This is a genomic window from Streptosporangium sp. NPDC005286, from assembly GCF_040607515.1.
Lineage (GTDB): Bacteria > Actinomycetota > Actinomycetes > Streptosporangiales > Streptosporangiaceae > Streptosporangium.
In genome coordinates, this window is sequence record NZ_JBEXGU010000169.1 from 1 (window position 1) to 19,808 (window position 19,808).

Annotated in this window: 19 protein-coding genes and 3 pseudogenes; 8 read left to right on the plus strand and 14 right to left on the minus strand. The window is 70.4% G+C overall.

The features are described 5' to 3' along the window. Nucleotides 1-70: 70 nt before the first annotated feature. From ABZU75_RS37950 to ABZU75_RS37960, 3 genes and pseudogenes are all read right to left on the minus strand, one after another. Nucleotides 71-421 (minus strand): annotated as a pseudogene (locus ABZU75_RS37950) (sugar phosphate isomerase/epimerase); the annotation flags it as partial. Continuing rightward, nucleotides 418-1,548 carry a dihydrodipicolinate synthase family protein gene (locus ABZU75_RS37955; protein ID WP_355565451.1) on the minus strand — a complete coding sequence of 377 codons (1,131 nt, stop codon included), beginning with the start codon at nt 1,546-1,548 and terminating at the stop codon, nt 418-420. The pseudogene ABZU75_RS37950 and the gene ABZU75_RS37955, both read right to left, overlap by 4 nt. Continuing rightward, nucleotides 1,548-2,690 (minus strand): Gfo/Idh/MocA family oxidoreductase, encoded by a 1,143-nt coding sequence (locus ABZU75_RS37960; RefSeq protein WP_355565454.1) that lies wholly within the window; start codon nt 2,688-2,690, stop codon nt 1,548-1,550. Before ABZU75_RS37960 ends, ABZU75_RS37955 begins: the two co-directional genes overlap by 1 nt. A 394-nt stretch (nt 2,691-3,084) precedes the next feature. On the opposite strand from ABZU75_RS37960, the gene ABZU75_RS37965 reads away from it, so the two are divergent. Further along, nucleotides 3,085-3,717, plus strand: coding sequence for an HNH endonuclease family protein (locus ABZU75_RS37965; protein WP_355565458.1), 633 nt, complete (start codon nt 3,085-3,087; stop codon nt 3,715-3,717). 91 nt (nt 3,718-3,808) lie between these two features. Here the strand turns inward: ABZU75_RS37965 and ABZU75_RS37970 are convergent, their stop codons facing one another. Together ABZU75_RS37970 and ABZU75_RS37975 are read right to left on the minus strand one after the other, a co-directional pair. Beyond that, nucleotides 3,809-5,035 (minus strand): ribonuclease D, encoded by a 1,227-nt coding sequence (locus ABZU75_RS37970; protein WP_355565461.1) that lies wholly within the window; start codon nt 5,033-5,035, stop codon nt 3,809-3,811. Next, the gene (locus ABZU75_RS37975; protein ID WP_355565464.1) at nt 5,032-5,628 is read right to left on the minus strand and encodes a DUF3000 domain-containing protein; all 597 of its coding nucleotides are present in this window, start codon (nt 5,626-5,628) and stop codon (nt 5,032-5,034) included. The genes ABZU75_RS37970 and ABZU75_RS37975 overlap by 4 nt, the downstream gene beginning before the upstream one ends. 114 nt (nt 5,629-5,742) lie before the next feature. On the opposite strand from ABZU75_RS37975, the gene ABZU75_RS37980 reads away from it, so the two are divergent. Together ABZU75_RS37980 and hemE are read left to right on the plus strand one after the other, a co-directional pair. Next, nucleotides 5,743-5,892 carry a hypothetical protein gene (locus tag ABZU75_RS37980; RefSeq protein ID WP_355565467.1) on the plus strand — a complete coding sequence of 50 codons (150 nt, stop codon included), beginning with the start codon at nt 5,743-5,745 and terminating at the stop codon, nt 5,890-5,892. Between the two features lie 420 nt (nt 5,893-6,312). Next, complete coding sequence (hemE, locus tag ABZU75_RS37985) at nt 6,313-7,350, plus strand: uroporphyrinogen decarboxylase (RefSeq protein WP_355565470.1); 1,038 nt, start codon at nt 6,313-6,315, stop codon at nt 7,348-7,350. Between the two features lie 40 nt (nt 7,351-7,390). Here hemE and ABZU75_RS37990 read toward each other — a convergent pair whose 3' ends face one another. Beyond that, complete coding sequence (locus ABZU75_RS37990; protein WP_355565472.1) at nt 7,391-8,422, minus strand: DUF4349 domain-containing protein; 1,032 nt, start codon at nt 8,420-8,422, stop codon at nt 7,391-7,393. Between the two features lie 147 nt (nt 8,423-8,569). Here ABZU75_RS37990 and hemG point away from each other — a divergent pair, with 147 nt between their 5' ends. The 3 genes from hemG (at nt 8,570) to ABZU75_RS38005 (ending at nt 11,554) form a co-directional block, all read left to right on the plus strand. After that, nucleotides 8,570-10,012 (plus strand): protoporphyrinogen oxidase, encoded by a 1,443-nt coding sequence (gene hemG, locus ABZU75_RS37995; RefSeq protein WP_355565476.1) that lies wholly within the window; start codon nt 8,570-8,572, stop codon nt 10,010-10,012. 62 nt (nt 10,013-10,074) lie between these two features. Beyond that, nucleotides 10,075-10,716: a hydrogen peroxide-dependent heme synthase gene (gene hemQ, locus ABZU75_RS38000; protein WP_355565503.1), complete on the plus strand. Its 642-nt coding sequence runs from the start codon at nt 10,075-10,077 to the stop codon at nt 10,714-10,716. A gap of 262 nt (nt 10,717-10,978) precedes the next feature. After that, nucleotides 10,979-11,554, plus strand: a complete 576-nt coding sequence (locus ABZU75_RS38005; protein ID WP_355565479.1) for a hypothetical protein — start codon at nt 10,979-10,981, stop codon at nt 11,552-11,554. A gap of 264 nt (nt 11,555-11,818) precedes the next feature. On the opposite strand, the gene msrB is transcribed toward ABZU75_RS38005, so the two are convergent. Then, nucleotides 11,819-12,220, minus strand: coding sequence for a peptide-methionine (R)-S-oxide reductase MsrB (gene msrB, locus ABZU75_RS38010; protein WP_343967498.1), 402 nt, complete (start codon nt 12,218-12,220; stop codon nt 11,819-11,821). Between the two features lie 409 nt (nt 12,221-12,629). On the opposite strand from msrB, the gene ABZU75_RS38015 reads away from it, so the two are divergent. Continuing rightward, a complete protein-coding gene (locus tag ABZU75_RS38015) occupies nt 12,630-13,118 on the plus strand; it encodes an NUDIX domain-containing protein (protein ID WP_355565483.1) in 489 nt (162 codons plus the stop codon). A 15-nt stretch (nt 13,119-13,133) separates the two neighbouring features. Here ABZU75_RS38015 and ABZU75_RS38020 read toward each other — a convergent pair whose 3' ends face one another. The 6 genes and pseudogenes from ABZU75_RS38020 to ABZU75_RS38045 form a co-directional block, all read right to left on the minus strand. Beyond that, nucleotides 13,134-13,355, minus strand: coding sequence for an acyl-CoA dehydrogenase family protein (locus ABZU75_RS38020; protein ID WP_355565486.1), 222 nt, complete (start codon nt 13,353-13,355; stop codon nt 13,134-13,136). 38 nt (nt 13,356-13,393) lie between these two features. Continuing rightward, a pseudogene (locus ABZU75_RS38025) lies at nt 13,394-13,849 on the minus strand (acyl-CoA dehydrogenase family protein); the annotation flags it as partial. Between the two features lie 184 nt (nt 13,850-14,033). Continuing rightward, nucleotides 14,034-14,243 (minus strand): annotated as a pseudogene (locus ABZU75_RS38030) (acyl-CoA dehydrogenase family protein); the annotation flags it as partial. Nucleotides 14,244-14,304: 61 nt separating this feature from the next. Continuing rightward, nucleotides 14,305-15,744 (minus strand): aldehyde dehydrogenase family protein, encoded by a 1,440-nt coding sequence (locus tag ABZU75_RS38035; protein ID WP_355565489.1) that lies wholly within the window; start codon nt 15,742-15,744, stop codon nt 14,305-14,307. Between the two features lie 82 nt (nt 15,745-15,826). After that, nucleotides 15,827-16,198: a hypothetical protein gene (locus ABZU75_RS38040; protein ID WP_355565492.1), complete on the minus strand. Its 372-nt coding sequence runs from the start codon at nt 16,196-16,198 to the stop codon at nt 15,827-15,829. 66 nt (nt 16,199-16,264) lie between these two features. Continuing rightward, nucleotides 16,265-17,002, minus strand: coding sequence for a pyrimidine reductase family protein (locus tag ABZU75_RS38045; RefSeq protein ID WP_355565495.1), 738 nt, complete (start codon nt 17,000-17,002; stop codon nt 16,265-16,267). 126 nt (nt 17,003-17,128) lie between these two features. Here ABZU75_RS38045 and ABZU75_RS38050 point away from each other — a divergent pair, with 126 nt between their 5' ends. Beyond that, nucleotides 17,129-17,533: a hypothetical protein gene (locus ABZU75_RS38050; RefSeq protein WP_355565498.1), complete on the plus strand. Its 405-nt coding sequence runs from the start codon at nt 17,129-17,131 to the stop codon at nt 17,531-17,533. 19 nt (nt 17,534-17,552) lie between these two features. Here the strand turns inward: ABZU75_RS38050 and glgX are convergent, their stop codons facing one another. Next, the gene (glgX, locus tag ABZU75_RS38055; protein WP_355565500.1) at nt 17,553-19,673 is read right to left on the minus strand and encodes a glycogen debranching protein GlgX; all 2,121 of its coding nucleotides are present in this window, start codon (nt 19,671-19,673) and stop codon (nt 17,553-17,555) included. Between the last annotated feature and the right edge of the window lie 135 nt (nt 19,674-19,808).

The window sequence follows — 19,808 nt, forward strand, 5'->3', positions numbered from 1 at the left end:
GGGTCGTCGGTCATCGCCGGTCGCGGTGGCCCTCACTGTCTGCCGGGGGCGGAGCCACGACGAGCACTACTTCCGCAATCCGGGAGCGGTGACCAGCGATCCCGCCCGGCAGGCCGCCGACCACCATGACCAGGCAGGCGGCGTCCAGTGTGGCGGCCTCGTCGATCGCCCTGCGGTTGTCGTCCAGGGCCTGCGGATCGCCGGAGGTGAGGAAACCGCCGCGGCAGAGCGACGAGACCCGCAGCCCGGCGTCCGCGACGAGTTCGACGGTCTCCTTCAGGCCCTGCGCGGCGACGTCCTGCCGCCACAGGCCGATGGCCTCGACACCGTGCCGCACGCACCCGTCGACGGCCTCGGCCACCGACCACCGCTTCGTGGTCCACTGGTTCAGCGAGAGACGGCTCTTCGCCCGCGCCCTCACAGGCCGTTCACCGCCAGCAGGGAGCGCATCCGGAAGACCGCCAGCTCGGGGTCGGCCAGCAGCCCGGCCCTGTCGGCCAGGCGGAACACCTCGGCCAGGTGGGGCAGGGAACGGGCCGCCTGGGCGCCGTTGACCATGCTGAAGGCGTCCTGGTGGCCGTTGAGCCAGGCCAGGAAGACGATGCCCGTCTTGTAGTTGTACGTGGGGGCCTCGAAGATCTTCCGCGAGAGCGGGACCGTGGGGTCCATGATCGCGTCGTACCGTCCGAGGTCGCCCGCGTCGAGCGCCTGCAGGGCCGAGGCGGCGGCGGGGGCGATCGCGTCGAAGATGCCCAGCAGCGCGTGGCTGCCCGACCTGATCAGCGAGGGGTAGTTGAAGTCGTCGCCGGTGTAGAGCCTGACGCCTTCGGGCAGCGCCTCGCGCAGCCCGATCTCGTGCTCGGCGTCCAGCAGTGAGACCTTGACCCCGTCCACCCTCGCCGCGTGGTCGTGGATCAGCGACAGGAACGACGCGGTGGCCTCGGCCACGTCCCGCGAGCCCCAGTAGCCCGCCAGCAGCGGGTCGAACATCTCGCCCAGCCAGTGCAGGATCACCGGGCGATCGGTCTGGGAGAGCAGCTCGCCGTAGACCCGGTGGTAGTCCTCCGGGCCCCGCGCGATCGCGGCCAGTTGCCGGCTCGCCATCACGATGACCCCGGCGCCCGCGTCCCGCACGGTCTCGATCTGCTCGCCGTAGGCCGCCACGACCTCCCGCAGGGTCCGGGCGTCCGGCGCCTGGTCGGTGCCCGCGCCACAGGCCACCAGCGTCGCCGGGTCGCCGAAGGCCTTCGCCTCGGTGGCGCTGCGCCGGATCAGCTCGCGGGTGGCCGCCCAGTCAAGGCCCATGTTGCGCTGCGCGGTGTCCATGGCGTCGGCGACCCGCAGCCCGTGGGACCACAGGTGGTGGCGGAAGCGCAGGGTGGCCTCCCAGTCGACGGCGGCCCGGGAGCCCGGGGTGTTGTCGCCGAGCGGGTCGGCGACCACGTGGGCGGCGGCGTAGACGGTGCGGCTCCGGGCGGGCCCCTCGGGCCTGGCCCAGGTGACCGGCTCGCGCAGGACGTGCTCCCCGCCCGGGAGTGCGATCCTCATCACGGCTCCACCGGCAGGCGGCGGCCCTCTGCGGAGGAGCGCAGGCCCAGCTCGGCGAGGCGGACACCGCGCGCGCCGGAGGCGAAGTCGTAGGGGAACGGCGCGTCCTCGACCACGTGGCGGACGAACCGTTCCCACTGGATCTTGAACCCGTTGTCGAACTCCTCGTTGTCGGGTACCTCCTGCCAGCCGTCCCTGAAGCGGGCGCCCGCGGGCAGGTCGGGGTTCCAGACCGGCTTGGGAGTGGCGGCACGGTGCTGGACGCGGCAGTCGCGCAGGCCCGCGACGGCACTGCCGTGCGTGCCGTCCACCTGGAACTCCACCAGTTCGTCGCGGTTCACCCTGACGTTCCAGGAGGAGTTGATCTGCGCGATGACCCCGCCCTCCAGTTCGAACACCCCGTAGGCGGCGTCGTCGGCGGTGGCCCGGTAGGTCTCGCCCCGCTCGTCCACCCGCTCGGGGATGTGGGTGACGGCCTGGGCGTAGACCGAGGTGATCCGGCCGAACAGGTTCTCCAGCACGTACGCCCAGTGCGGGAACATGTCGAGGACGATGCCGCCGCCGTCCTCGACGCGGTAGTTCCACGACGGGCGCTGGGCGGCCTGCCAGTCGCCCTCGAACACCCAGTAGCCGAACTCGCCGCGGACCGAGAGGACGCGGCCGAAGAAGCCGCCGTCGATCAGGCGCCTGAGCTTGAGCAGGCCCGGCAGGAAGAGCTTGTCCTGCACGACGCCGTTCTTCACGCCCCTGGCGGTCGCGGCCTCGGCCAGTGCCAGCGCGTCCTGGGACGTCTCGGCCGTCGGTTTCTCCGCGTAGACGTGCTTGCCCGCCTCGATCGCCTTGAGCACGGACTTCACCCGGGCCTGGGTGACCTGAGAGTCGAAGTAGATCAGATTGTCGTCGTCGGCGAGGGCGGTGTCGAGGTCCGTGGTCCAGCCGGCGATGCCGTGCTCCGCCGAGAGTCTCTGGAGCTTCTCGGCGGACCGGCCGACCAGGACCGGCCTGAGCAGGACCTGGCCGCCGTCCGACAGTGTCACACCGCCCTGCTCGTTGATCGCCAGGACCGATCGGACCAGGTGCTGGCGGTAGCCCATGCGACCGGTGACACCGTTCATCACGACGCCGATGCTTTGCGGGGACATCTTCTCCGACCTCCTATGGAAAGCGCTTTCCATTCCACGGTACGACAGTCGCCGCACCTGCTGCAAGCGCCTGCCAGGGGAGGAGGGGGGCGATGTGCGCGTCCGGGGGAGCCGGTGACCCGGGGGCTGTCCCGGAAGGAAATTCGCTGGTTACCGGAATTTCACCGCGTGTTCGCACGGGAAGGCGGGGTGTCAGAATCACCGTAATTCACATTATCGCAGATCAAGCGTATCTGACCATGGATTGATGCAGTATCCGACCAAGTGCATCCTGACTCGTCGTCAAACCATGACATTTGCGTATTTGTCATGACTTGAGACGTTCCGTCTGTCCTCCTCTCGCGGTGCCCAGACCCCCCGACTGGCCGAGGTGGAGCGACAGAAGGGGCCACTCGTGAAACGAGTCGTCACCGCAGCTTCCGCTGCCCTCACGGCAATTCTCGTCACCTTTTCCCTGACAACCGGAACGGCTTCGGCGACCCCGCCGAACATCCCTTCGGCGGCCACCGCCGCCAGCAGGCTCGCGACGCTCACCGTCGCCGCGGAAACCAACCAGTCCTCCTATGACCGGTCGTTGTTCAACCACTGGATAACGATCAGCGGCACCTGCAACACCCGGGAGACGGTGCTCAAGAGGGACGGCGTCGGAGTGGTCGTCAACTCCAGCTGCGCAGCCACCTCCGGCAGCTGGTACTCCCCGTTCGACGGCGCGACCTGGACCGCCGCCGGCGACGTCGACATCGACCACATGGTGCCGCTCGCCGAGGCCTGGCGCTCCGGCGCCTACGCCTGGACCAGCGCGCAGCGGCAGTCCTACGCCAACGACCTCGGCGGGCCCGAGCTGTGGGCGGTGACCGACAACGTCAACCAGGCCAAGGGCGACCAGGACCCCTCGACGTGGCAGCCGCCGCTGAGCTCGTTCAGGTGCACCTACGCCAGGGCGTGGATCCAGGTGAAGTACTACTGGAAGCTGACGCTGCAGAGCTCGGAGAAGAGCGCCCTGCAGAGCATGCTCGCGACCTGCTGAGCGTTCGGTCATCCCCTGTGCGGGGCCCGGCCCCGCACAGGGGATGACGTCGTTCCAGTGATCTACTTTGTAAAGGGCGTCGGCCGGTTCATCAGGCCTGGCCCTTGAGCTCCAGGCGGATCAGGGCCTTGGCGATCGGATGGGCGGTCAGCCCGATCTGCCACTCACGGGCGCCCAGCTCGCGCAGCCGGGCGGTGACGGTCTCGTCGTCGATGACGGCCGGCGGTTCCCAGGTCAGGCGGCGCACGGCGTCGGGCTGGATCAGGTTCTCCGCGGGCATGTGGTGCTCGTCGGCGAGCGCGGCGACCACGGTCCTGGCCGCGGCCAGCCGCCGGGCGGCCACCGGATCGCGGTCCATCCATCGGTTGGCCGGTGGGGGCCCGTCGCCGGGGGTGCTGGGCTGCGGCAACTCCGAGTCGGGCAGCGAGCGGGCGGTGCCGATCGCGGCCAGCCAGTCGCGCAGGTGCCGCCGGGCACTGCGGCCGGTGAAGGGAGGGATCTCGGTGAGCGCCTTGGTGGTGCGGGGCAGTTCCAGGGCGGCGGTGACGATCGCCGAGTCGGGCAGGACACGGCCGGGAGCGACGTCGGACTCGCGGGCGAGCCCGTCGCGGAGCGTCCACAGCTCCCGTACCACCGCCAGCCCGCGCAGCGAGCGGACCTTGTGGATTCCGGAGGTGCGCCGCCACGGGTCGGAGCGCGGGGCGGGCGCCTTGTGCGCGAGCACGGAGGCGAACTCCTCCTGCGCCCACGCCAGCTTGCCGCTGGACTTCAGCTCCTCGTGCAGGACGTCGCGGAGCTCGATCAGGACCTCGACGTCGAGCGCGGCGTAGCGCAGCCAGTCCTCGGGGAGCGGGCGGGTCGACCAGTCGGCGGCCGAGTGCCCCTTCTCCAGCCTGAAACCGAGGACGTTCTCCACCATCAGCCCAAGACCGACCCGCTCGTAGCCGAGCAGCCGGCCGGCCAGCTCGGTGTCGAACAGTTCTCGCGGGTGGAAGCCCACCTCAGCGAGGCACGGCAGGTCCTGGGAGGCGGCGTGGAGCACCACCTCCGCGTCGGCCAGCGCCGCGTCGAGCTCGGACAGGTCGGGGCAGCGGATGGGATCGATCAGGGCGCTGCCCGCGCCGGCGCGGCGCAGCTGTACCAGGTAGGCGCGGCCGCTGTAGCGGTAGCCCGAGGCGCGTTCGGCGTCGACGGCGACGGGGCCGGTGCCCTCGGCGAAGGCGCGCACCACGCGCGCGAGGGAGGCGGAGTCCTCGATGACGGGTGGGATTCCCTCACGAGGCTCCAGCAGTGGAATTACGGTCGTCTCATCGGTCACGTTCTGAAGGGCTCCGGATCCTCGCGACGGCGCGGCGGCAGCGCCGCCACGTCGGGTGGCAGGGGTGGTATGCCCGCGGCAAGGCACATCAGATCGCACCAGGCGGCGACATGGCCGGAGAGGTCTTCCTGCAGCGGTGACCAGGACGCACGCAGTTCCAGCTCGGTGGTCACCGGGTCTTCGGCCTTGTTGCCGAAGCCCTCGGAGACCGCTCTGGTGACGGTGCCTCCGGCGGCGGCGTAGCCGGCGCCGTGCGCGTCGAGTGACTCGGTGAGCCAGCTCCACGCGACGGGGCCGAGCAGCGGGTCTTCGGTGATCTCCGGCTCCATGTCGGCCCGCACGTAGGCGACGAGCCGGAACTGGCCGTCCCAGCCGCGCTGGCCGTCCGGGTCGAAGAGCATGATGAGGCGGCCGACCGCGAGCTCGTCGTCGTCGCGGTACACCGACGCGCCGATCGCGGCCGAGTAGGGGGCCAGGCGCTGCGGCGCCGGAATGTCCTCCAGCTCGATCTCGGGTCTGACCTCCGCGGGGTGCATGCTCGCCACCGCGCGCCTGAAGGCGGCGGGAGCGGGCGGCGCGTCACCGACGGTCATATCGGAAGCGTAGGTCGAAACTGATCGCATGGGGACCACTGGGATATGTGTAGGAGCCATTGGAACCGATCAAGACGCTGCCGACGGCCTGTGGAGGGCGGGGGTGACCTCGCCGTGGGAGACTTCGGGGAGGAACGGGTGACCGCGCTCGGCGCCGGTCCGTTCCGGGCGTTCAGGCCGACCGTGATCGACGGGGCGGGATTGTCGTTCGGGAATCCGCACGCGGGCGCAGGAGGCACGGTGCTCACCGCGACGTTCGGGTGAACTCCACATGGTGGACATCGCACGGGCCTTTCGTCGGGTCGTGGTCCGACGTTGGCACGTCGCGCCGACATTTCCGCGCAGCGTGCTCGGCGTGTCCCCAAAGTGGTGCAGGAATCGATGCCGCGCGGTGACTTGGCGAACATTTGGGCCAGCCGGGGGCCGGTCCAGGATCACCGATGGGAGGAACTGTACCCGGAAACATGATCGCTTCGTGCCGTGCGGCGCCATCCGGCTGGTGTCAACATCGGATTTCAGCGGACGAAGCTCTCGAAACCGGTAAGACAGTATCGTTGTCATCACTTGACGGCGCCAGGGTGGTGTGAGGTGCAATCTCATTGAATAACTGGTGATTTCGGGCTGATCTCGCCGGTCAGCGACCGTGGTGAGCCGACCGGTCACCGGGCATGGCACCCTGGTGGGGTGACTTCCGAGCCCGCCGACTCCGCTTTCCTGCGCGCCTGCCGCCGCCGGCCCGTATCCCACACACCGGTGTGGTTCATGCGCCAGGCAGGTCGCTCGCTGCCCGAGTACCGGGCGCTCCGCGAGGGGGTGCCGATGCTCACGGCCTGCGCCACCCCCGACCTGGTCGTGGAGATCACGATGCAGCCGGTCCGCCGCTACGGCGTGGACGCGGCCATCCTCTTCAGTGACATCGTCGTCCCGCTCAGGGCGATCGGCGTCGACCTCGACATCAAGCCCGGCATCGGCCCGGTGGTGGCCGCGCCGATCAGGGATGCCAGGGCGGCCGAGGCGCTGCGCCCGATCGAGCCGGACGACGTCTCCTACATCACCGAGGCGGTCCAGGCGCTGACGAAGGAGCTGGGCGCGACCCCGCTCATCGGTTTCGCGGGAGCCCCCTTCACCCTGGCCTCCTACCTCATCGAGGGCGGCCCTTCCAAGAACCACGACCACACCAAGGCCATGATGTACGGCGAGCCGGGCCTCTGGCACGCCCTCATGGATCGGCTGACCGGGATCACCCTGGGGTTCCTGCGCGTGCAGCTCGCCGCGGGAGCCTCCGCCGTCCAGCTCTTCGACTCCTGGGTCGGCGCGGTGTCGCCCGACGACTACCGCGAGTTCGTCCTCCCCTACACCAGCCGGATCTTTGACGGCCTGGCCGGTCTGGACGTGCCGCGCATCCACTTCGGCGTCGGCACCGGAGAGCTGCTCGGCCTGCTCGGCGAGGCGGGGGCCGACGTGGTGGGCGTCGACTGGCGAGTCCCGCTCGACGAGGCCGCCCGGAGGGTCGGCCCAGGCAAGGCGCTGCAGGGCAATCTGGACCCGGCGATCCTGCTCGCCCCCTGGGAGGTCGTGGAGCGCCGCGCGGGCGACATTCTCACCCGCGCGGCCAAGGCCGAGGGACACGTGTTCAACCTGGGGCACGGCGTGTTGCCCAACACCGACCCCGACCAGCTGGCCCGCCTCACCGACTTCGTCCACGAGGCCTCCGCCCGCTGACCGTCCCCGGCGCCGGTGCACCGTCACCACTCGCCCGGGACTAGGGACGCTCGTACGGCACCGGCCCGTCCGCTCTCTCGGGTTCGTCCTCTCCCCGAGGATCACTCGCGGGGAGAGGCTCCTCGTCGGGATCGGGCTCCGGGTCCTCGGAGCCCGCAGGGAGTGGCCGCTCCCCGTTCCTCCTGCGGCGGAGCAGGAAGGCGGTCAGCAGCCAGGCCGGGACGATCACGATCAGCCAGGGAAGCAGCACGCCCAGGAGCGTCAGGCCGTGCTTGACGGCGACGACGAAAGCCTTCCAGCCCGTCCGCAGGCCGCCGAGGAAGCCGGCGGGCTCGTCGTCCTCCTTCTTCTGCACCACGGCCGCCGGGCCGACCAGGTTCAGCGTCAGCGTCGCCGCACTGGTCTGCGAGGCGAGGGTCTTCTGCCTGGCCTGCAGGGACTCCAGCTCGCTCTCGCGGTTGGAGACCTCCCGCTCCACCTTGAGCACCTCACCGATGGTGTTGGCCCGCTTCAGCAGCGTGCGCAGGGAGTCGAGCGCGGCCTTGGCCGACTTCAGGCGGCTCTCCACGTCGGCCACCTGCTCGGTGACGTCCTCGGTGTTCTGCCGGAGCGACTCGCGCGTGCCCAGCTCCTTGCCCAGGCGGTCGAGCGTGCCCGGATAGTTTCCCGGCGGGATCTTGAAGACCAGTGTCGCGGAGCCCTCGCCGTCGGAGTGGGCGTCGGAGTTCTCCATGGCCAGGTAGCCGCCCGCGGTGGTGACGATCTGCCGGGCCCGGTCGGCCGCCGCGGTGACCTCCTTCGCCCTGATCGTCATCTCCGCGGTGTAGACGATCGCCCGGTCCTGCGGGACGATCCTCACCTGGCCGGTCTGCGGGGAGCCGCCGCCCTCGGCCTTCGCCGCGCTCTGCGGAACCGCCTCGTTGGCCTGGCTGCTCGCCTGCATGTCGGCCGCGGGTGCCGCCGCTCCTTCGTAGGACGTGGACTGCAAAGAACCCCCGCCGCAGGCGGACACCAACAGCGTCAGGCCCGTCAAGAAGACCGCCAGGCGCGGGCCGTACCGGAATCTGCTCATGAATCTCATGACGGCGGGTGCGGTGGCGGAGTTCGGTGCGGGGCAGTCACGATGGCGTCACGTTCTGCGCGCCGTCGGGTCACGGGGATGGTGGGGCGCCGAGGTGGGAGACGGGACCGGGAGAGTGGACCGGTACGGTCAGGAGTCATGGAAGGCAACCGGAGGCATGTGGTGGTCGTCGGCGGCGGGATCGCCGGACTGGCCGCCGCGTGGCATCTGCGTCAGGGCGGCGAGAACCTGCGGGTGACCGTCCTCGAAGGCGCCCCGCGGATCGGGGGCAAGCTGCACGCCACCGAGGTGGCGGGCGTCGCGATGGACGCGGGGGCCGAGGCGATGCTCGCCCGGCGGCCCGAGGGCAAGGAACTGGCCAGGATGGTCGGGCTGGGCGAGGAGTTGCGGCTCCCCGGCACCACCCAGGCGGCCATCCTGACCCGGGGCGCGCTGCGGCCCATGCCCAAGGGGCACGTCATGGGCGTGCCGTCCGACCCTCTCGCGCTGGCGAGGTCGGGGATCCTTTCCCCCGGGGGGCTGGCCAGGGTGGCGCTGGATCGGATCCTCCCGGCGACGCGGGTCACCACCGACGTGTCGGTGGCGGCCTACATCCGGGCCAGGATGGGCAGCGAGGTGGTCGACCGGCTCGTCGAGCCGCTGCTCGGCGGTGTCTACGCGGGCAGGACCGAGCGGCTCTCGCTGGACGCGACCATGCCGGGGATCGCCATCGCGGCCAGGACCGAGCGGTCGCTGCTCGCCGCGGCCGGGGAGATCGCCGCGGACGCCCCGAAGGACGCGGGGCCGGTCTTCACCACCCTGAGCCGGGGGATGGGCAGCCTCCCCGAGGCCGTCGCCGCCGCCTCCGGGGCCGAGATCAGGACCGGCGTCATGGTCAGGGAGCTGCGGCGGACCGAGGGCGGCTGGAAGCTGGTGGCCGGACCCGCCAGGGAGCCGGAGACGATCGAGGCCGACGCGGTGATCATCGCCGTTCCCGCTCCGGCGGCGAGCCGGCTGCTCGCGGAGGAGGTGCCCCAGGCCGCCGCGGAGCTGGCCAGGATCGAGTACGCCAGCATGGCCGTCGTCACCCTCGCCTACCCGCGGAAGGCGTTTCCCCGGCCGCCGTCCGGCAGCGGCTACCTGGTTCCGGCCGTCGACGGGCGCCCGATCAAGGCCGCCACGTTCAGTTCGGTCAAGTGGCCGCATCTGGCGGAGACCGATCCCAACCTGGTCCTGCTGCGCTGCTCGATCGGCAGGCTCGGCGAGGAGGCGGTGCTCCAGCGCGACGACGCGGAGCTGGTCGCGCTGGCGATGGCCGAGATGGTCGAGGTCATGGGCGTGCGCGGGCTGCCCCGCGACTCGCGGGTGACCCGCTGGGGCGGTGCCCTGCCACAGTACGAGGTGGGTCACCTCGACCGGGTGGCGCGCATCCGGGCGGCCGCCGCCGTTTCGCCGGGGCTGGCGCTGTGCGGCGCCGCCTACGACGGCCTTGGCATCCCCGCCTGCGTCTCCACGGCCCGCACCGCGGCAGCCCGGATTCTCGACCACCTGGACCCCACGGGAGAATGGCAGGACAGAACCGATTTGCTGACGAAGGGGTGAGGACGACGGACGGGAACCCGCGGCCCAAGGCACGAGACCTGAACCAGGTGATCCGCTACACGATGTGGTCGGTCTTCAAACTGAGCGAGCGCTGCCCGGGGCACCGTGAGGGCATGGCCGCCGAGGTCGAGGAGCTCTTGGCCCAGATGGAGCGCAAGGACGTGGTCACCCGCGGCCTGTACGACGTGGCGGGCTTCCGCGCCGACGCCGACTTCATGTTCTGGTGGCACGCTCCGACCTCCGAGGACCTGCAGGAGACCTACTCCCGCTTCCGCCGTACCGGCCTGGGGCGGCTGTCCGAGCCGGTCTGGTCGGCCATGGCGCTGCACCGTCCGGCCGAGTTCAACAAGTCGCACATCCCGGCCTTCCTGGCCGAGGAGGAGCCTCGTGCGTACGTGAGCGTCTACCCGTTCGTGCGCTCCCTGGAGTGGTACCTGCTGGACGACGCGGACCGCCGCCGGATGCTCGCCGAGCACGGCAGGATGGCTCGCGACTACCCGGACGTGCGTGCCAACACGGTGGCGTGCTTCTCGCTGAACGACTACGAGTGGATGCTGGCGTTCGAGGCCGACGAACTGCACCGCATCGTCGACCTGATGCGCACCCTGCGCGGCGCGGAGGCGCGGCGGCACACCCGGGTGGAGATCCCCTTCTACACCGGTGTCCGCAAGCCGCCCAGCGAGCTGATCGCCGCGCTGCCGTAGCCTCCGGGGGTTCCGTCGCCGTGGAGTCCGGTCGGCGGCGGGACTCCTGCTCCGTGAGGTGAAGGGCGTGTCTCCTGTGGCGGCCCGCCGAAAATAATCCCGCGTAGGCCTCTTTGCCATCCCTTGCCTTTGTCATACTCGTGGAAAATCACCTGTCTATGTGAGGCCAAGGGTGAAAAGGGGCGAAGGTCTGGCACGGTCCAGGCGGCGTACTCGGGGACGTCGGAGAAAGAAGTCTCGCTCACGGCTCCTTGAGGTCTCGGTGGGCGCCGCCGCGCTGGTGGTGGGGGCGTTCGCGGTGAGCGGGGTGTGGTCTTCCGGGGAGACGGCTCCGGGGAGCGAGGCGGCTCGGGTGCCGGCCTCCGGCGGTCCGCCCGCCGCGGCGCCGCAGGGGGACCCCGTGGCGGGCGCGGTGGTGGCCGCCGAGCTGGACGGGAAGAGCAAGGGGGGCGCCGAGGAGGACGCGAAGTCCGCCAAGGCGGAGAAGAAGCGCCAGAAGGACAGTGAGGCCGAGGCGTCGGGGCCTTCCAAGCACACCGACAAGAAGGCGTTGGCCTACTTCGAGAGCCGCAAGGTGACCAAGCGGGTCAGGGATATCCGAATGGTCGGTGGCTATCTACGGATATATACGGACCTGCCGGAATCGGCGGACAACTCGAAGCAGGCGATCAAGCTGTGCGAGGCGGGCGTCGACTATCTCGTCGGAGAGCTCGGCATGCCCAGCCCCGTGGTCTTCGTCCAGGCCGAGTTCGGAGAGAACGGCAACCCGGTCCTGGCCAACGTCCTCGGCCCTGACGACCCCGACTGCCGCGTCACCTACCCCAAGCCGAAGCGCTAGTCCGCGCGGTGCCCGGGCCGGGTCACCCGGACCCTGGTCCTGCCGCAGATCGAACAGCGCTGGGTGATCACCCGGCCGATGGTCTCAACGATCTCCCACTTGTGGCGGAGATGCACGGGGGCTCCTTGGGCAGACACGCTACGGAGATCTGTGAATACTTTGCGTGAGGTCGCTCTGCCCCTTCCTGCGCCTCACTAACCTCCGGGATGGACCGATCTGGCTGTCTCCGCGCGTCGCGGACCGGCCGGGTCGCGACGCGGTGGCCTACTCGGCGGGCTCCAGCCTCAGTGAGACGGAGTTGATGCAGTAGCGGTCGTCGGTGGGCGTGCCGTAGCCCTCGCCGTGGAACACGTGGCCGAGATGTGAGTCGCAGGTCGCGCACCGGACCTCGACGCGGACCATGCCCATCGAGCGGTCCTCGATCAGCGTCACCGCGTCGGACTTCGACGGCTCGTAGAAGCTCGGCCAGCCGCAGTGGCTGTCGAATTTGGTGTCGGACCGGAACAGCTCGGTGCCGCAGGCCCGGCAGCTGTAGACGCCCACGGTCTTGGTGTCGACGTACTCCCCGGTGAAGGGGCGCTCGGTCCCGGCCTGGCGAAGCACGCGGAACTCCTCGGGAGAGAGCTGGACGCGCCATTCGGCGTCGCTCTTTACCACCTTGTCCATCACATCAGCCTATGCGGTCGCCGTGGCGTGTGGAGGGGCGAGGCCCGGGGTTGCCCCGTTCGGAAAAATCTTGACGGGCGAAGCATCCTTTGATGACCGTTTTGGCGTCTTTAAAAGTGTGGAGGGTGGTTCACCTTCCCGTTGAGGGGTGAGATCACCTGCCCGGTCGCCCACGTTCCGCGGGCCGGCCGGAATGCCGCCGTCCGGGTGGCGCGCCAGCGCCTGGGCCCGGTGGGCATGAGGCAGGTGATCATACGGTCCGCCCCGTCGAGTGCCCGGTCCCGCCGCCGTGGCGGCTCCGGGGCGGACCTGCCCTCCCGCCCGGTTTCCGGCCTGCTTCCGTAGGATTGCCTCCACGTGGCGAGCCGCCGCTCGCGATCCACCTCCGGCTCCTTTAGGACGAACTTCCTTGGTCGACCACAGTGACGATCCGCCCTCCGTCGACCCCCGCCCGGCTGGGCGCTCCTACATCGGGGTCAGCTGCAGCTTCGTCTGCCATGACGGCAAGGGCAGGGTTCTTTTGCACCTTCGGGGTCCCGGGGCGAGGGACAGCCGCGAGGTGTGGGACTCCGGCGCGGGAGAGCTGGCCTTCGGCGAGGACTTCGAGGCCTGCGTCCGGCGTGAGGTCTCCGAGGAGTTCGGCGCCACCGCCCTGGAGCTGGTCCAGGTGGGCGTGGCCAACGTCCGGCGGACCTCGGGCGAGGTGGCGACGCACTGGGTGTCGGTGCAGTTCGCGGTGCTCATCGACCCTTCGGAGGTCACCCTGGCGGAGCCGGACCGTATCGGGAACCTGACCTGGTTCGACGAGGGGGACGTCCCGGCGGAGCTCCACCCCGCCCTGCCGGGCCTGCTCGATCGGGTTGCCCCTCACCTCGGCTGGTCGGCCACCCGCGCCTGAACGGCGGCCCTGGGCTCAGGGGTCACGGGGGAGGCCCAGCGCGCGCTCGGCGATGATGTTGAGCTGGACCTCCGTGGTGCCGCCACCGATGGTGAAGGCGCGGGTGGCGAGGACCATGCGGTTCCAGTACGGCGAGTCCGGCGCGATGGACCAGCAGAACTCCGACACCGCCTGGGAGTGGCGCATCCCCAGCAGCTTGCGGACGCTGGAGGCGGTTGGATCGCGTCCGCCGCGCACCGTACGGCGGCGTCCGCGGCGAGCACCCCGGCCACCCCCACCGCCAGCGCGACCTCACCCTCCGGATCGACACCGGCCGTCTGAGCGGCCCCGTCGAGGGCACGGGCGGCGTCCCAGACAGCGGCGCGGGCTTGTTCGAGGGCGACGAGCATGGCCGCGCACCTGTGCTTCACCCCCTGGAACTGGCCGATCGGGCGTCCGAACTGCTCCCGTACCCGGGCGTACTCGGCGGCGGTGGACACCGCCCACGCCGCCACGCCGCAGGCCTCCGCCCCGAGCAGGACGGCGGCCAGGTCCGAGACGAGGCGGGAGGTCACGCCGCCCAGCACGCGCTCCTGGGGCACGGCCGTCACCGTCACCGCCGCCAGTGGCCGCGTCAGGTCGATGCCGTCGACCGCCTCGGCCGAGCAGTCGCCGGGGTCGAGCGCGGCCCACCGGCCGCCGGGAAGCGGGACCACGAACACCCCGGCATCCGCGGACCCGAGCACGGTCACGGCGGCCGGTCCGGTCGTGTCCGCCGCGCTCGTCGTGGCCGTACGGGCACCGCCGGGCAGGGCGATCGCGGCGGTCAGCGCGCCGTCCGCCAGTGCCCGCAGCAGGTCGTGCTGGGGGGGCGGCGCGGGCGATGACGGCCGAGGCCAGGACTGTGGGCAGGTGGGAACCCGGCGTGCAGTGCTCGCCGAGCGCCTCCAGGGCGACCACCAGCTCCCGCAGGCCGCCGCCCTGCCCTCCGTACGCCTCGGGCAGATGAAGCCCGAGCAGGCCCTGCGCGGCCAGCGCGGCGCGGAACGGCTCGTGGTCCATGCCGCGCGTCGCGATGTTCCGTCCGGCGAAGCCGTGGACGGAGACGGCCAGCGCCCGGTGCTCCTCGGTGATCGCGATTCCCATGCCCAGACTCTAGAACCATATTCTGTTTCCGGTAAAGGGCATGCCCGGCGGGGCTCACCGGTCAGATATGGATGATCGCGGCCTTCTCCCTGGTGTACTCCAGCACGGCGTCGTGCCCGTACCCGGAGTCCTTGACGCCGCCGAACGGCAGCCCCGGGGGCATCTGGCGGAAGGTGTTGACCCAGACGGTGCCGCTCTGCAGGTCGCGGACGAACCTGTGGGCGCGGCCGAGGTCGCGGGTCCACACGCCGGCGGCGAGCCCGTAGGGGGAGTCGTTGGAGATCGCCAGAGCCTCCTGTTCGGTGTCGAAGGGGATGGCCACGGCCACCGGACCGAAGATCTCTTCCTGGCAGACGCGCAGCGCGTTGTCGGAGGTGGTGAACAGGGTGGGGGCCACCCAGTAGCCGCCGGGCATGGACGGGACCACGTCGGCCCCCGTCTGGCCGCCGAACACCAGCTCGGCGCCCTCCTTCTCGGCGATCTCCAGGTAGGAGGCGACCCGCTCGTACTGCCCGGCCGAGACGATCGGGCCCATCGTGGTGGCCATGTCGAGCGGGTCGCCCAGCCGGACGTGCGAGGCGATGGCGGTGATCCGCCCGATCATCTCGTCCCAGACCGGCCGGTGGATCAGGATGCGGGACCCGGCCACGCAGACCTGTCCGGCGTTGCCGGTGTAGACCGAGTTGACGGTCACCCCCTGAGCGGCGGCGTCCAGGTCGGCGTCGGAGAACACGATGTTCGGTGACTTGCCGCCCAGCTCGAACGTCAGCGGTTTGAGGTGGTCGGCCGAGGCCCGGGTGATCGCCTGCCCGGTCTGGGTGGAGCCGGTGAGGCTGATCTTGTTGACCCCGCGGTGCCTGACCAGCGGGTCGCCGACGTCCTCACCGAGGCCGCTGACGATGTTGAGCACGCCGGGCGGGAGCACCTCGGCCAGCAGTTCGCCGAGGCGCAGCACCGAGGCGCAGGCCTGCTCGGCGGGCTTGACGATCACGGTGTTCCCCGCGGCCAGCGCGTAGGCCGCCTTGGCGGAGAACGTCGAGATGGGGGAGTTCCACGGGATGACGCAGAGCGCCACCCCGTACGGCTCGCGACGGGTGAGACCCAGGCTGTCCGGGCCGAGGATCACCGTCTCGCCCTTGACCGCGTCGAGCACCTGCCCTGCGGCGATCTGCCACAGGTGGGTCATGCCGGGCAGGTCCTTCTTCAGCGTGTCCCGCAGGATGCGCCCGTTGTCCCTGGTCTCGATCCTGGCCAGTTCCTCGGCGTGCCGGGCGAAGACCTCCGACACCCCGCGCAGGAAGTGCGCCCGGCCGAGTGCGGGCATGGCGGACCAGGAGGGGAAGGCCGTGCGCGCCGCCGCGACGGCGGCCTCCGCGTCGGCCCTGCCGCTCGCCGGGACTCGGGCCCAGACCTCGCCGGTGGCGGGGTTGACGGAGTCCAGCGTGCGGCCGTCGGCCGCGGCCACCAGGCGGCCGCCGATCAGATTGCGGTACTCGTCCACTCATCACTCCCGCGTCAGCCGTACCGGAAACTTGCCCAAGCGTACGCTTGCTTGACGTGGAAGTGGAAGCGGGCGGCGGCGGTCAGCCCTGGCGCCGCCGCGCGAGGGCGAACGACAGGTTCACGCTGATGATGCCGACCCACACGAGCACCAGGATGAACGCGAGGATCGAGTCGCCCAGGCCGGAGAAGGCCAGCCCGATCGTCGCGGGTATCCCGGTCGCCAGGGAGACGATCGCCAGCGCCAGCCGCTGCCCGGCGTCCAGGGAGGGACGGACCGCGGGGCTCTCCTTGCGGGCGCGGTCGGCGAGCCGGTCGTCCACCCGCTTGTCGATCTCCCGGTCCATCTTCTCCAGGAAACCCTCGACAAGGGAGTCTTCGTATTCCGGTCCGAGGTCCCGGCGGGCCTCGAGCGAGGCGCGCAATTCGTCACCGGAGGAGGATGATCGTTCCATGGTCGAGATATATCGTTTCCCTAGAGGTATGTCCACATGAATCATGGAACGCCGGGACCTCCGGCGCTAGCGGGTTCCGGCCTTCTCGTCTCGCCGGACATACCGCGTGAAGAGAAACCCCTCGTCCTCCAGCACGTGGGCCAGGCGCAGGGGGGTGAGCGAGGGAGGGCCGTCGAGGGCACGGGCGGCGTCCCCGCCGATCAGCAGCGGGCTCACCGTGAGACAGAGCTCGTCGACCAGGTCCGCGGCGGCCAGCTGGGCGTTGGTCTTCGGGCCGCCCTCGCAGAGCACCCGGCTCAGGCCGCGCTCGCGGAGCGCCTCCATCGCCAGCACCGGATCCACCCGCTCGCCCCCGGCCACGATCACCTCGGCACACCTGGCGGCCTCCTCGCGGCGCTCCCTGGGGGCGGCCCCGCAGGTGATGACGATGGTCCGGGCGTACGGTTCCGCCTCGGTGAACAGCGGGCCCGACAGGTCGAGGTCGAGCCCACGAGTGATCACCGCCACCGGCGGGGCGGCCGGGCGGCCCTCGCGCAGCCCCTGCCACGACGGCCTGGGCCGTGCCGGGCCGTACCCCTCGGCCCGCACGGTCGCCGCACCGGCCACGACGACGTCGGCCAGCCCGCGCAACGTCCAGAAGACCTGGCGGTCGCCCCTGCCGGACAGCCCGCCCGACAGTCCCTTCAGCCAGGTACCGCCGTCGGCGCTGGCGACCATGTTGATCCGCAGGCAGGGGCCGGCCGGGTAGGCGTAGGCGCGGACGAGGTCGACCTCGTCCGAAGTCTCGGGGTGAATGAGGCGCATTCTCCTACCTTCGCATGGAAACGACCTGTGAGTTCTCCCGGAGCGTTCGATACTGGATCTGAGGGCTGGGGTGACTCGGGGCGGCTCCCGGTACATGATTCGTTCCGGGAGACACGGGAGGGCTGTGTGGGGCTGGTCACGATCGTGACATGGTTGATCACCGCGATGGTCGGGATCTACCTGCTGTACCTGTGGCTCTCCGGGGGAGGGCTCCGCCAGCAGGCGACCAAGGTCACCCGCTTTCCCGCGCTGCTCATCTTCGCCCATCCGGCCCTGGCGGTGTCCGCCCTGGCCTGCTGGATCGTGTACGTACGCACCCTGGAGCCGGCCTTCGCCTGGCTGTCGTTCGGAGTCCTCGCGCTCTCCGCGCTGCTGGGCTTCACCATGTTCACCCGCTGGCTGGGCGGCGGACGCCACGCCCGCGGCGCCGAGCAGCGCTTCCCCATGGTCGCGGTCGTGCTGCACGGCGTGGCCGGCGTGGCGACGTTCGTGCTCGTCCTGCTCACCGCCGCGATCGCGTCAGGGGCCTGAAGGCCGCGAGCGGCCGGCCCTACGCCCGCTCGCAGTGCAGGATCTGCACCGAGCGGGCGGTCACCTCCACCGCGCTCTCGGCCGGCCAGGACTCCTGCGGAGGCGAGAGGAGCTCCGTCCCCTCGTCGGCGGTGTCCAGCACCCGCCGCCACCGCTTGCCGTACCTCGCCTCGGGGAGGGTGAAGATCATCTCCTCGTGGTGGGCGTTGATCAGGAGCAGGAACGAGTCGTCCGTGATCCGCTCGCCGCGGGTGCCCGGCTCGGTGATGGCGTCGCCGTTCAGGAAGACGGCCAGTGACTTGGCGTAGCCGGTGTGCCAGTCGCTCGCCGACATCTCCTCTCCCGACGGGGTGAGCCAGACGATGTCGCGGGTGCCGTCGTCGGCCTTGTGGCCGTGGAAGAAGCGGCGCCGCTGGAATACCGGGTGCTCGCGCCGCAGCTTGGAGAGGCTCCTGACGAAGTCGAGGAGGTCCGCCTCGCCGGAGGCCAGCGACCAGTCGACCCAGGAGATCTCGTTGTCCTGGCAGTAGGCGTTGTTGTTGCCGCCCTGGGTCCGGCCGAACTCGTCACCGGCCAGCAGCATCGGCACGCCCTGGGAGATGAACAGGGTGACCAGGAAGTTACGGCGCTGGCGCCTGCGCAGGCTCACGATCCCCGGGTCCTCCGTGGGGCCCTCGACCCCGCAGTTCCACGACCGGTTGTCGTCGGTGCCGTCGCGGTTGTTCTCCTTGTTGGCCTCGTTGTGCTTGCGGTCGTAGGAGACCAGGTCGGTCAGGGGGAACCCGTCGTGGCAGGTGACGAAGTTGATGGAGGCCACGGGGCGGCGCCCCGAGGTGGCGTAGAGGTCGGCGGAGCCGGTCAGCCGGGAGGCGAACTCGGGCAGCGCGGACCCGCTGCCGCGCCAGAAGTCGCGGACGCTGTCGCGGTACTTGCCGTTCCACTCCATCCAGAGCGGCGGGAAGTTGCCGACCTGGTAGCCGCCGGGCCCCACGTCCCACGGCTCGGCGATCAGTTTCACCTGGGAGATCACCGGGTCCTGCTGGATCAGGTCGAAGAAGGCGCTCAGCCGGTCGACGTCGTGCAGCTCGCGGGCGAGGGCGGAGGCCAGGTCGAACCTGAAGCCGTCCACGTGCATCTCCAGGACCCAGTAGCGCAGCGAGTCCATGATCAGCTGAAGGGCGTGCGGCGAGCGGACGTTGAGGGAGTTCCCGCAGCCGGTGTAGTCGAGGTAGTAGCGCCGGTCGCCGTCGTGCAGGCGGTAGTACGCCCTGTTGTCGATGCCGCGGAAGCTCAGCGTCGGCCCCATGTGGTCACCCTCGGCGGTGTGGTTGTAGACCACGTCGAGGATGACCTCGATCCCCGCCTCGTGCAGCGCCCGTACCATCGCCTTGAACTCCTGCACCTGCTCGCCGCGCTGGCCCGAGGCGGAGTAGGCGGCGTGCGGGGCCAGGTAGGCGATCGTGTTGTAGCCCCAGTAGTTGGTCAGGCCCCTGGCGACCATCGCGTGCTCGGGCACGTACTGGTGCACCGGCATCAGCTCCACCGCGGTGACACCCAGGCTCAGCAGGTGGTCGATGACCGCGGGGTGGCCCAGTCCCGCGTAGGTGCCGCGCTTTTCTGCGGGCACCGCGGGGTGGCGCATGGTGAGCCCGCGGACATGCGCCTCGTAGATCACGGTCTGGTGGTACGGGGTCCGGGGCGGCCTGTCGTTTCCCCACTCGAAGAACGGGTTGACCACCACGTTCTTCGGCATGAAGGGGGCGGTGTCGGTGTCGTTGCGGCTGCCGGGATCGGTGAACCGGTAGGAGAAGAGCGCCTCGTTCCACTTCAGGTCGCCCTCGACGGCCTTGGCGTAGGGATCGAGGAGCAGTTTGGAGGGGTTGCACCGGTCCCCCTGAGAGGGGTTGTAGGGACCGTGGACGCGGTAGCCGTACCGCTGTCCCGGCATGATCCCCGGGAGGTAGCCGTGCCAGACGAACCCGTCGACCTCGGTCAGCTCGACGCGTTCCTCGTGCCCGTCGTCCCCGAAAAGGCAGAGCTCGACGCGTTCGGCGGATTCGGAGAACAGGGAGAAGTTGGCGCCCACCCCGTCCCAGGTGCCGCCGAGCGGATAGGACTCTCCTGGCCAGACTTCACGCATGTGCCCCTATTCTCCTCTGGTCGGGCCCCCTTGTGCAGGGTGTTCTCGCCCTTGTCACCTTAAGGTGGCGTTGAGGAGATTTGTCCTAGTCTTTCGGTGCACCCTCCGTGACCATGCGTGTCCCGTGGGGCACGC